The following is a 12,572-nucleotide window of genomic DNA, read 5'->3' as shown; positions in this document are numbered from 1 at the left end:
GGGCAATTACCACAAAGTCAGATTTGACTTTTTTGATGTTGCGCTTGAGATGTTCATAGAAAACTTTACCATTCCTTACGCAAAGTGGTGCGAAGAAAATGGTGTTATGATGACAGGGCATTACATGGCAGAAGATACAATGCGTGGCCAGATTGAATGGATAGGCGCTGCAATGCCCCATTACGAGTATATGCAGCTTCCTGGAGTTGATAAGCTTGCAAGACATTTAGAACAAACAGTTACAATGAAACAGGTATCATCGGTTGCAGAGCAGCTTGGCAAAAAAGGTGTGCTGTGTGAAACATTTGGAACAACAGGTCAACATGTGAGTTTTCTTCATAGAAAATGGATATCAGACTGGCAGGCAGTGCTTGGCATAACATACATAAACCCACATCTTAGCCTGTATTCCATGAGAGGCGAGAGAAAAAGAGACTATCCACCAAACCTTTTTTACCAGCAGCCATGGTGGGAGGACGAAAAGTTCTTTGCAGACTATCTTGCAAGGATTTCGTACATAGCAGGGCTTGGAAAAAGAGATGTTGATGTGCTTGTTCTCCACCCGATATCATCTGCCTGGGCAGAGTATTCTAAGTTTGATGATAGCGTGGACAAGCTGGATATTCTGCTTGATAAGACGGTAAAAGAGCTTATAGCAAACAAGATTGACTTTCACTTTGGCGATGAGATAATCCTATCAAAGTACGCACAGGTTGAAAATGGCAAAATTAAGGTTGGTAATTATAGCTACAAAGTGGTTGTGCTGCCACCTCTTACAAACTTGAGGAACACAACACTCAAGCTTTTGCAAGACTTTATAAATGCCGGTGGCAAGGTAGTTGCACTTAAAGATTTCATGTTTTCAAGATTTGAACTTTGCATGATAGACGGCAGAAAGTGTGAAATCCCTTTAAAAGAGAAATTTATAAGTGCTGCCGATTTGAATGAACTTGTTAACATCTTAAAAGAAGAGGTTTCAAACTATATTGAAGTGATTGATAAAAAGACAGGTCAGAACGCCAAAAAAATCATACTTCAGAGCAGAAAACTTGATGATGGAAACAGAATAATATTTTTGGCAAACACAGACCTTCAAAGAGAAGCAGAAATTACAATAAAAATTCCTACTGACAAAAATGTTTTTGTCGCAGACCTTATAGACTTTGGTGTGTTCAAGATTCCAACATTGAGAAGAGAAAATGGTTATGTATTGATTGATGCAACAATGTATCCTGCATCAAGTTTGTGTCTTTTGGTATATAGCAAAGAGCTTTCACAGAACACAAAAAATGTCGCCTCGGGCGTTGTATTTGACAATAATTTCGAATACAAAACAGGCAGCTGCGAGTTTGACATAGAGCTTAAAAACTACAATGTACTTTTGCTTGACAGAATAAAATATGAGGTTGACCAAAAGGTAGTGTTTGAAGATTGTTATTGTGCCCAAGTTTGGCACAATCATTTTTATAATCTCCCGGAAGGAACACCTTTCAAAGTCACATACTATTTTGAGGTTGAAAAAGTGCCGTCAAAACTTTTTGTGGCAATCGAGTGTGCAGAGAATCTTGACAGAATCCTTGTGAACGGTCAGCCTGTCAAATTTGAAAAAAAAAGTGAAAGCTTTTCGCCCGACCAGAACTTTTTGGATGTTAATATTGGCAAGATTGATATTACATCTTTTGTCAAACAAGGGAAAAACGAGATTGTGATAAGTGGCAGAAAGTCAAACAATATTACAGCCCCAGGCTGCCATGAGAGGGTAAAAAACCCAAAAAACCACAGACCAACTGAGGTAGAAGCTATTTATCTTGTTGGAAGCTTTTCTCTCATCTGTGTTGATGAAACAAGGTTTATTATAACTGAGCCTAAAAAACCTTGTCATTTTGATATAACAAAAGACGGGTATCCTTTTTATGTTGGCTCTATGAGCTTGAAAAGCTCTTTTGAGATTACAAAAGAAAGTTCAAAAAGAGTTTATATAAAGCTAAATAACGTCAGCGCATCAATTGCCAAAGTGTTTGTAAACGGCAAGAAAGCATGCACTCTCTTTTCCCAGCCGTTTTTAGCTGACATAACAGAGTATGTAATTGAGGGCAAAAATGAGCTTGAGATAGTCCTGACAAACACACTTTTTAACCTCATAGAAGCAAACCACAAAGCAGACGTGTTTGATGAACTGTACAGACGTCCGCAGAGTTTTATTGACTTTGAAAATTTCACCTCACGCTATATGCTCTTGCCATTTGGCCTTGGAAGTTATAGTATATTAACATCCAATGTTTAAAAAGGGGGCCGGTCAAAAATGGAAATTTTAAACGAAATATCACAGCTTATCCAAAAAGGAAATGCAAAGCTTGCACCCGAAAAGGTAAAAGAAGCTCTATCTTCCGGAATTTCTGCTGAGACAATCTTGAATGATGCACTCATTCAGGCAATGTCGGTTGTTGGTGAGAAGTTCAAAAACAATGAGATTTACGTGCCAGAGGTGCTGATTGCAGCACGTGCAATGAAAGCTGCGCTGGAAGTATTAAAACCAATCCTGACAGAAACAGGTGTAAAACCAATCGGCAAGGTTGTGCTTGGAACTGTAAAAGGCGATTTGCATGATATTGGCAAAAACTTGGTTGCTATGATGATGACAGGTGTAGGGCTTGAGGTAATCGACCTTGGAGTGGATGTTGCACCTGAAAAATTCTGTGAGGCTGTAAAAAGCTACAATCCACAGATTGTTGCAATGTCAGCCTTGCTTACAACAACCATGCCAAATATGAAAGCAACAATTGAAAAACTGCAAGAACAGGGTCTGCGCGACAAAGTAAAGGTAATAGTTGGTGGTGCACCTGTGACAGAGAACTTTGCAAAAAGCATTGGTGCTGACGGGTATGCACCTGATGCGGCATCTGCTGCCGAGCTTGCGAAAAAAATTGTCCAGGGTGCTGCGTAAAATAAATGAAAGGCTGAAGTTTTTCCTACTTCAGCCTTTTTATTTTAAGCCGTTTTTAACCAAAAACGCTGCCACAAGTAAGACTATAAAGTCTACAGCAATTGCCACCGGAATTAAATACCTTGTTTTTTTTACCTGAGTACATGCAAGGTAAGTTGTTATTACATAAAAAAGGGTTTCGGTTGATGCACAGATAATTGAAGAATATATTCCTATCTGTGAATCTGGTCCAAATTTTTCAAAGATGTCTTTCAAAACTACATAAGATGCACTTCCTGAAAACGGCTTTATCATGATAAGCCCAAGCGATTCTTGAAATATCCCAAGTTTGTTTAAAATAGGTCCTAAAAAAGTTTTGAATATGTCTACAGCACCCGTCTTTATGAAAAGTTCAACAGCTAAAATCAGTGCAAAGACATTCGGAAATATTTTAATTGAAATCTTAACACCGTCCTTCACACCTTCAACAAAGCTTCTAAAACTGTCAGTGGACCTAAAAAGAGAAAAAATTAGTACAAATACAATAAATGAGGTTATTATAATATCAGAAATTATTTTTGTCATCTTCTCAGCACCCTTGAGATTACTTTGCAGAAAATTACGCCAAAGAAAAGTCCAACCAGTGACACAAACAGTATTGGAAAAACTACAATTGTTGGATTTTCAGACCCATACTCATGCCTTAGTATAATCATTGTTGTTGGGATAAGCTGTATTGAGCAGGTGTTCAATATCACAAACAAAATCATGTCACTTGAGGCAAATTCTTTGCTATTTTCTTTTGCAAGCTCTACCATTGCTTTAATTCCTGCTGGTGTTGCAGCATTTCCAAGTCCAAGAAGGTTTGCAATAATATTTGTTGACATCCACTTAAATGCCTCTTCATTTTTTGTTTTAAAAAGAAGACTCAAAATCGGCTTTAAAAATCTTTCTAATATTTTAATTAAGCCTGAGTCTTGAACAAGTCTCAAAAAACCTGACCAGAGTATTATAGAACATGCTATTGTTACAAATATCTGCAAAGCAGTTTTAGGCGCAGAAAACAAGATGGTGGTTATTTTGTTAATATCACCGTTAATTACTTGAACTAAGATTGAAAATAAAATCATAAATAGCCAAAAGGCATTCAAAAGTCTTTCTCTTCTTTCTTTAAAAAAGCTTCATTATAAAGTATATTCGCTGGTTATATTTTTTTATAAAATAAAAAAGCACCCTGCCGTTTAAAAATGTTATGAGTTTTTTCTACATGCAAGGCGCTTTTTAATTAATATTATCTTCCTAAATTGTTATTCCTTTATATATACAAAACCTCTCTCAAAAGCTTCATATCCAAAAGAGGCACATCAGGTGCTTTGCTTTTTACATCCACAAACCTTTCTTCCTGCAAAGAAGTATATACTGCATGAAGAGTTTCCAAAACATGAAATGCTAAACTTCCGGATGCCCTAAGCGGCGTCTGCAACTTGATTGCAAGCGCCATGTCAAGGATTCCTAAGCCTCTTAAGTTATCATAGTTAAATGGGTTTATAACAGGCATTTCTCTAAACTCCAAATCATCATGTCTTTTTAATAGTACTCTGTCATAGTCAAAAAAGTTTGGGTCTGGCACAACCAGTGTACCTTCTGTACCATAAATTTCTATCCCGCGTAGATTTGTTTCCGGCACATCATAAGACACAGTGACATTTCCTATAATACCTTTGTCAAAAAGAAGGTTTGCTGTCACATATGTTGGCATTTCAACCTCAACCTTTTCTCCCCTGTGGGGCTCAGAAGTTATAAGCCTTTCTTTGTATGTTATCATACCCATACCAGATACTTTTTTGACAGATCCTAGTAAAAACACAAGAGCTGTTAAACAATAAGGCCCGATGTCAAAAAGCGGTCCTAAGTATTTTTTGAATATAAAATGTGGATTGGGATGCCACTTTTCTGGTCCACCGTAGAGTATAAAACAGTTTGCAGCAAAGGGTCTTCCTATCCATCCATCTTCAATTAGCTTTTTTGCCGTCTGAATGTTCGCACCAAGAAATGTATCAGGTGCACATCCAACTTTAAGTTCTTTCTTTTCTGCCAACTCCAGAATCTCTTTCGCTTCCTTAATCGTTGAGCAAAGAGGCTTTTCGCTGTAAAGATGCTTTCCACTTTCCAAAACCCTTTTGTTTATTTCATAGTGGTGATGAGGCGGGGTGAGGTTCACAATTATATCAACATCAAGGTCATAGACTTTATCAGGCTCTAACACCTGTGGTACAGAAAATTCTGAGGCTATGCTCTCTGCTCTATCCAAGTCTATATCTGAGCACGCAATAATGTCAAATATCCCAAATCTTTTGAGATTTTTAAGGTAAACTGGTGCAATGTTGCCACAGCCAAGTACTGCAACTTTTATTTTTTCCATCTTTTTCATCTCCTTCTATCTTTAAAAATTTACTTGATTCATTATAACATAAATCAACTTCCTTAATATTAAAGGTTCATTAGCCATCAGTATCAAGAAAATTTGTGCAGCTGTAAATTTTTATAAAAATTCAAACATCTTTAGTTTTCCTTATTTTACATATTAATTCTAAAATGAATATACCCATCCTCTATAAACGTCTCAAGTTTTATATCCAAAATCTTGCAGAGTTCTTTCACAATAGACAGCCCCAGCCCAAAACCTTTTTTGCTTGATTTGTATCTTTCAAATAGAAAAATGAGTTCCTCTTCTCTGAGGTCTGTCTTATTGTAGATATCTACATATTCCTTCTGAGCCTCAATATACACTTTTTTATCCTTTGTATTTTCAATTGCATTTTGCAGAAGGTTGTTTATTATTCTCCTAAATGAATTTAAGTCAGTTTTTATCTTTGGGGAATTTAAGCTTTTGATAATAATCTCAACATCTTCAATCTCGGCAAGCTTCTTGAGCTGTTCACATGATTGCTTGATTACTAAATTAATATCAACTTCTTCTATCTTTTTCTCAATTATCCCTGCTGAAATCTTTGAAAGCTCAACCATATTAGAAATTAGGTTTTGCATGTAATCACATTGTTTTTCAATTCCATCCATATTCTGTTTAATCTTTTCTTTATCATCAATATCTAAATATTTTGTGCTTTCACAATAGCCCTTTATAACAGCAATAGGTGTTTTCAAATCATGTACAAAATTAGCAACAAACTCACGTCTCACCTTCTCAAGGAGCCTTAGTGAATTTTTGAGGCTATTGATGGACCTTGCAAGGTCTCCAACTTCATCTGTTGAGTTGTCTTTAAGTTCAAAATCTTCCCCTTTAGCAATCTTTTGCGTAGCTACTGAAATCTTTATTATGCGTCTTGAAATATGTCGTGAAATCAAAAGTGACACTAATAGTCCAATGAAAATAAATACGATGCTAATTTTAATCAAATTCTTTGATATTATGTTCAAAGCATATCCATAATATGGTTTTATAGTTATTACAACAGAAGTTAACCCCCCTTTTTTTAGCACGTATGCAATATACTCCATTTTAAAGTGTGGATGAGAAAACACATAAACTCCACTTGAATTGAATACAGGCATAATCATGTGATAGGGGATATCCAATCCACCTTCTTCAAGGACAATCGCATTTCCTTGTAAAACAAGTATTTTCACTGCGGACAAATCACCTTCCAACTTGTTTTCAAGCGCATCTTGGGAAAGTTTTTTCAAGTCATCTATTATCATATCCTCTAAAAAGTATTTAAGGTAGAGCATATTGGAAATATATATACTCAAAATTAGAAAAACTATTATTCCTATAAAGTTTAGAGCTATTTTAGTAAAAAGTTTCATCTTGTTTTAACATCCTTTCAATCATTCTTTATCCTCCGAAAGTTTATAGCCCACACCCCAAACTGTCTTTATTAAAAACTTGTAGTCTTTTAGCTTTTCTCTTAACTGCTTTATATGAACGTCCACAGTTCGAGTCTCACCAATGAAATCAAACCCCCAAACCTTTTCAAGTATCTCATCTCTTGACTTTACCAAATCTTTGTTTTTAGCCAAGAAAAGCAAAAGCTCAAACTCTTTATGAGTGAGGTTCACATCCTCACCATCCACTATTACCTTAAACCTCTTGGGGAAAATCTCTAGCTTGCCATCTAAAAGTTTTATGCTTTCTTCAAAATTCTTGCTTCTCCTCAAAACAACCTTTACGCGTGCAATCAGCTCAAGCATAGAAAATGGTTTTGTGATATAGTCCTCTGCCCCGAGTTCAAAGCCTTTTAACTTGTCAAATTCTTCTGATTTGGAGGTTAATATTATTGCGGGAATACCTTTTTTGCTGGCTTCTTTCAATACTTCATACCCTTCCATATCAGGTAGCATAATATCAAGAATTATCAAGTCAGCCTCATTTAACTTACTCAGTGCACCTTTTGCAGTGTACGAGTTTATAACCTCAAATCCTTCATTTTTCAAAAATCTTGTAATTATTTGATTTAAATCTTGCTGGTCCTCAACAACTAAGATATTTGCCATCTTTCACCCACCCTATTTTATATTATATATCTTTTCTAAATAGATTTTTTGTTAGGCTCAAAATTATTCTTTACAATTTCTTTACAATTTGCTTATACCCATCTTACAAATAGAGTTTAACATATAAAACGTAAAACAAATTAAATTTTTGGGAGGTTGATTAAAGATGAAATTCTTAAAATCAATATTAGGTATTAGTTTAGTATTAGCGCTTGCTCTCACATTCACACTTGTTCTTGCTAAAGGAGTGCAAACAAGCTCCGCTCAAAAAACACTTAAAACTACAGCAGCTGCACAGCAACAAAATACAGGCTGTGGTGGATATAGTGTAGGGATGCATGTGAATATGCAAGAACTTGCTGCAAAAGCCTTGGGCATTTCAGTTGATGAACTTGTTAAAAAATTACAGAGTGGTAAAACTATAAATGATATTCTTAAAGAAAAGAAATTAACAGTTGACCAGTTTAAAAAGAAGTTGTACGACTTGAGGGTTGCTGAAATTGACAAACTTTTAAAAGATGGAAAAATAACACAACAGCAAGCTGATTCTTTAAAGAAGCACTTTCAATCAAACCTTCAGTTTTGCATTGACCACATGTTAGATTGGTCAAACAATGGCACTGATCATGCAGGAATGATGGGATTTGGACATGGTGGCGGAATGATGGGTTCTGGCTTTGGAAGCATGATGGGATATTAATTGAACAATGCTACAGCAAAAAAGTTCAAGCCTGTCTGTAAAAAACAAAGCAGACAGGCTTTTTTTTTAATTTTTACTTGGTTTAAACTATTCTTTTTATATCTCCTCCAAGGCTTAATATATTTTTTTCAAACTCAAAATACCCTCTGCTAATGTGTTCAATCCCCTCTATCTCGGTTGTACCATCTGCCATCAAAGCTGCTATTACAAGTGCCGCACCTCCTCGCAAATCCTTTGCTTCAAGTTTTGCAGAAGTTAATCTTTTCACGCCTTCCACAATTGCAACTCTTCCTTCTAATTTGATATTAGCACCCATTTTTAAAAGCTCTCCTACATGTAAAAACCTGTTCTCAAATATTGTTTCTATCACCATACTTGTACCTTTTGCAACTGTAAGTAAACTCATCATTGGTGCTTGCATATCTGTTGGAAAACCCGGGTATGGCAATGTTTTTATATCTGTTGGTTTTATCTTGTCCGTCGAAAAAACCTTAATAGTATTTTCACCTTCAACAACCTTGATATTGCACTCTTTAAATTTAGCAATTATAGGTCTTATGTGCTCAATAACCACATTTGTAATTTCTATCTCACCGCCACACACAGCTGCCATTACCATGTATGTGCCGGCTTCGATTCTGTCTGGAATTGGAGTAAAAGAAGCACTTTTAAGCTTGTTCACTCCCAAAATCCTTATTGTGTCAGTCCCAGCACCATATATCTTTGCACCCATTGAGCTTAAGAAATTTGCAAGACAAACAACCTCTGGCTCTGTTGCTGCGTTTTCTATAATGGTCTCGCCTTCTGCTAAAACGGCTGCAATCATAATATTCTCTGTTGCCCCAACTGACGGAAAGTCAAGATATATCTTTTCTCCTTTCAGCTTTTTCACTTTTGCTTCAATGTATCCTTGATTTAACTTTATCTCCGCCCCAAGTTTTGAAAGCCCTTTTATATGAAGGTCTATCGGCCTTGTGCCAATGTTACAACCCCCTGGCATACCTAATATAACTTTGTTGCAGCGTGCAAGCATACTTCCCAGCAAAAGTATAGAAGCTCTGAGTTTGTTTACCATGTCAATATTGATATCATTATTTACAACATTTGGGCTTATAACCAATGTTTCATCAGTATTTTTTACCTCACATCCGCAGTGGCGAAGTATCTCTATCATGATTTTTATATCTTCTAACATAGGAATATCATGTAGATAAATATTATCTTCTGTTATAATAGAAGCTGCCAAGATCGGCAGAATTGCATTCTTTGAAGAGTGAACTTTAACACTTCCAAAAAGTTTTTTCCCTCCGCTTATTATAAATTTCTCCATTATTTTGTGCTCCTTTGAACTTTTTTGAACTTTTATTATAGTAGTATTCAATTCTTAGATGTCATTTAAACATTAAAAACAACTTTTTTGAAAGAAATATTAGCAAAAAGTTAACATCTTGTATTATAATAGATGGTATAAGGAAGAAATTTATGGGATAAGGAGTGAAGTCAATGCCACCAAAAAGTAATGGAAATGAATCTGTAAAAAAAGGAGTTATTAGTCTTACATACGTGGCCCTCGCGTTTATAATCATTCTCGACATTCTTCTTGGAATTCTCATGCCAACAGGCAATCTAAAACTTTATACCATTGTAGTTGCAACAATCACGTTTATTCTAACACTTGCAATAACAGCTTTTATGATCCGCTATGAAATGAATAAGATGATTACAAAGCTTGAAAATACTCTGGAAGTTATCAAGAACGGAGACTATAGTAAGCTCATCTCATCAAAGGAATTTGGGAATATCCAAAGAGTTGCATCAAGTGTAAACGTTGTACTTTCTGACATAAAACTTCTGATTGAAGAGTTTTTTAACCTATCAAATGCAATAGTTGGGGCATCAAAGAAGGTCACAAAAACATCTGAAGATGCAGCAGCTGCAATTGAAGAAATTGCAAAGACAGTTGAAGAAATTGCAAAAGGTGCTTCACAGCAGGCAGAAGAAGCGCAGCATGGCGTTCTTTTAGTAAATAACCTTTCTGAACAGCTCAATGCAGTTTCAGAAAGTTATAATGCTGTAATTGAAGAAACAAATAAAATCGAGACTCTTAACAAAGACGGAATTGAAAAAATGAATGATCTTCGTGAAAAGAGCGAAGTTGCTCTTACAACCGCTGAAAAGGTAATTGAAACAATTATGACATTCGTCGAGAGAATTAAAACTATATCCAACTTTGTTGAGGTAATAAATACAATTGCTGAGCAAACAAACCTCTTAGCCTTGAACGCTGCAATTGAAGCAGCAAGAGCAGGCGAGGCAGGCAAAGGTTTTGCGGTTGTTGCTGACGAGGTAAGAAAACTTGCTGATCAGAGCAAAAAAGCAGCAGATGAGATAAATTCAATAGTGGATGTTATTTTAAGTGAAACAGAAAATACAATCAAGATTATTGACGAAATCAAAGCAGCAGCACTTGGTCAACGAGATGCTGTTATTGAGTCCCAGCATTCTTTCGGAAAGATCTCTGATGAAATCACTGCAATCGTTGAAAAGACGCAAATTGTAAAGGAAGCTCTAAACAGAATGGAAGAGGCAAGAAATGCTGTAATAAGAGCAATTGAAAGTATATCCTCAGTCTCACAAGAGACAGCTGCTGCATCACAGGAAGTTGCTGCAACTGTTGAAAACCAGTTAAATTCTATAAACGAGATGAAATACTCAGCACAATCCTTGCAAAAGCTTGTTGATGAGCTTGATAAGAAGCTGAAGAAGTACAAAATAAGATAAAAAAAGATAAAAGGGGTTGGGAAGATAAGCCCAATCCCTTTTTATTTTATAGGCTTTGCAACAATCAGTTTCACAATGTCAGATAACAAGTTCTTTTCCTCAACTATCTCAAACCCGGCTTTTTTAACATTTTCTACTGTATTTCGATTTATATTAGCTCCATAAAGCCCAACAACCAAGGGATTTAATATATCCATTATTTTGCCTATTGGCTCTTTTTTGCTTCGAACATGTTCAAGCATTACTAAAAGTCCATCGCCTTTTAAGACTCTGCGGATTTCTTTCAAACCTAAAATGGGAACTGGCACTGAACAAAATACACAGGCTGTCACAACTGCATCGAAAGAGTTATCACTAAATTCCAAATTCTGAACATCCATAAGTCTTAAGTCTACTTGCAAATTTAATTTTGCAGATCTTTCTTTTGCTTTTTCAAGCATCTTGGGGCTAAAATCTATTGCAACTATTTCCAATCTTGACTATAATAAGGCATATTTTTACCCGTGCCGACACCTACTTCTAAAACCTTAGGGCCTTTTACATAGCTAAATAATAACTTTCTCCACTGAGAAAACCACTTTTTCTCCATTATATTTTCAATAGCATCATAGTATTTAGCAGCTCTATCATATCTTTTCCTGATTATCTCTGTTTTGTTTTTCATATATTTTCTCCTTTCATTTCAATATGTTTATTATTCGTTTTTAGAGTTGTTGCAGCTCACTCTATCGAAATTATTCTTTTTAAATTATTCTACCACTTTACAAAAGTTTGAGCTCAACATCTTTTTATCTGAATGTGTAAGTGAACTACCGTCCACCTAAAGAGGTGAAGGCTTTATGAGAAGTTTGGTAGCTTTCATGCTACCCTTATTCTCACAGGGTGGTTCACACATCTACTGCTGGTTATCTGCTCTTTCGCAGACTCACCAGCTACCTTCACAACTATGTTTATCGCCCCATTTATATCCGCATTTACTACATACCCACACTTTTTGCATACGTACAATCCCCTGTATCTCCTGCTACTTTTGCTAACATGCCCACATCTGCTACATCTTTGTGATGTATAACTCTCATCCACTTCCACATACCTTATACCATAATACATGCACTTTGATTTTAGCTTCCTCTTGAACTTGTCATACGGTATCCCCACAAAATTTTGATTGTTTACAACCCCAAGCTCTATCCCCTGCTTTATACCTTTCATTTCCCCAACAACTACTGCAGATATTTGATTGTTCAAACAGTGCTTGATTATCAAACTCACAGCCTGATTCAAAAAGTTGTCAATTATATGCTGTCTTTTGCGAGAAACTAAAGCAAGTTTTCTGCCACATTTTATTCCTTGTGCCTGCTGTAAATCGACTGCAGTCTTGCCCTTTGTTTGTTGTACCATTGGTTGACTGATTTTAAAAACCTGCCATCTATCAAAAAGGCAGTCCCGATGGTATCAACCACCGCCGCAAAATTGTCAAGCCCTAAGTCTACCCCTAAATACCTGCTCAAATCAAAAATACTTACCTGCTGCTTATCTTCATACACATACTCAATCTCAAACCATCTACCACCCAGCCTTGGCACTATCCTGACTTCCTTAATTTTCTTACCCAAAACCGTAGCTGGCAGGTCAAAATACAGGTATTTTACT

10 protein-coding genes and 2 pseudogenes are annotated in these 12,572 nt (G+C 36.0%); 4 read left to right on the top strand and 8 right to left on the bottom strand.

Features of this window, described 5'->3' with window-relative positions:
• Together H964_RS09970 and H964_RS09965 are read left to right on the top strand one after the other, a co-directional pair.
• Positions 1-2,284, top strand: a 2,284-nt coding sequence (locus H964_RS09970; protein WP_039767252.1) for an alpha-L-rhamnosidase, incomplete at its 5' end; no start/stop codon positions are given.
• Positions 2,285-2,302: 18 nt separating this feature from the next.
• Positions 2,303-2,944, top strand: a complete 642-nt coding sequence (locus tag H964_RS09965) for a cobalamin B12-binding domain-containing protein (RefSeq protein WP_039767250.1) — start codon at positions 2,303-2,305, stop codon at positions 2,942-2,944.
• A 39-nt stretch (positions 2,945-2,983) separates the two neighbouring features.
• Here the strand turns inward: H964_RS09965 and H964_RS09960 are convergent, their stop codons facing one another.
• The 5 genes from H964_RS09960 to H964_RS09940 form a co-directional block, all read right to left on the bottom strand.
• Positions 2,984-3,508: a nucleoside recognition domain-containing protein gene (locus H964_RS09960; RefSeq protein ID WP_039767248.1), complete on the bottom strand. Its 525-nt coding sequence runs from the start codon at positions 3,506-3,508 to the stop codon at positions 2,984-2,986.
• Entirely contained in the window at positions 3,505-4,074 is a 570-nt protein-coding gene (locus H964_RS09955) for a nucleoside recognition domain-containing protein (RefSeq protein ID WP_051109335.1), read from the bottom strand. The genes H964_RS09960 and H964_RS09955 overlap by 4 nt, the downstream gene beginning before the upstream one ends.
• Before the next feature lie 164 nt (positions 4,075-4,238).
• Positions 4,239-5,345, bottom strand: coding sequence for a Gfo/Idh/MocA family protein (locus H964_RS09950; RefSeq protein ID WP_039767246.1), 1,107 nt, complete (start codon positions 5,343-5,345; stop codon positions 4,239-4,241).
• Positions 5,346-5,500: 155 nt separating this feature from the next.
• The gene (locus H964_RS09945) at positions 5,501-6,751 is read right to left on the bottom strand and encodes a sensor histidine kinase (RefSeq protein WP_039767244.1); all 1,251 of its coding nucleotides are present in this window, start codon (positions 6,749-6,751) and stop codon (positions 5,501-5,503) included.
• A gap of 21 nt (positions 6,752-6,772) precedes the next feature.
• Positions 6,773-7,438: a response regulator transcription factor gene (locus tag H964_RS09940; protein WP_039767243.1), complete on the bottom strand. Its 666-nt coding sequence runs from the start codon at positions 7,436-7,438 to the stop codon at positions 6,773-6,775.
• A 166-nt stretch (positions 7,439-7,604) separates the two neighbouring features.
• Here H964_RS09940 and H964_RS09935 point away from each other — a divergent pair, with 166 nt between their 5' ends.
• Positions 7,605-8,138: a hypothetical protein gene (locus H964_RS09935; protein ID WP_039767242.1), complete on the top strand. Its 534-nt coding sequence runs from the start codon at positions 7,605-7,607 to the stop codon at positions 8,136-8,138.
• 82 nt (positions 8,139-8,220) lie between these two features.
• On the opposite strand, the gene murA is transcribed toward H964_RS09935, so the two are convergent.
• A complete protein-coding gene (gene murA / locus H964_RS09930) occupies positions 8,221-9,468 on the bottom strand; it encodes a UDP-N-acetylglucosamine 1-carboxyvinyltransferase (protein ID WP_039767241.1) in 1,248 nt (415 codons plus the stop codon).
• A gap of 173 nt (positions 9,469-9,641) precedes the next feature.
• Between murA and H964_RS09925 the strand changes: the two genes are divergently transcribed.
• Positions 9,642-10,919, top strand: coding sequence for a methyl-accepting chemotaxis protein (locus H964_RS09925; protein WP_039767239.1), 1,278 nt, complete (start codon positions 9,642-9,644; stop codon positions 10,917-10,919).
• Positions 10,920-10,960: 41 nt separating this feature from the next.
• On the opposite strand, the pseudogene H964_RS13575 reads toward H964_RS09925, so the two are convergent.
• Positions 10,961-11,583 (bottom strand): annotated as a pseudogene (locus tag H964_RS13575) (class I SAM-dependent methyltransferase).
• Positions 11,584-11,777: 194 nt separating this feature from the next.
• Positions 11,778-12,572, bottom strand: a pseudogene (locus tag H964_RS09915) (RNA-guided endonuclease InsQ/TnpB family protein); the annotation flags it as partial.

Source organism: Caldicellulosiruptor sp. F32 (assembly GCF_000404025.1).
Lineage (GTDB): Bacteria > Bacillota > Thermoanaerobacteria > Caldicellulosiruptorales > Caldicellulosiruptoraceae > Caldicellulosiruptor > Caldicellulosiruptor saccharolyticus.
Note: the sequence above shows the minus strand (reverse complement) of the source record. Positions and strands in the feature narration are given on the sequence as shown.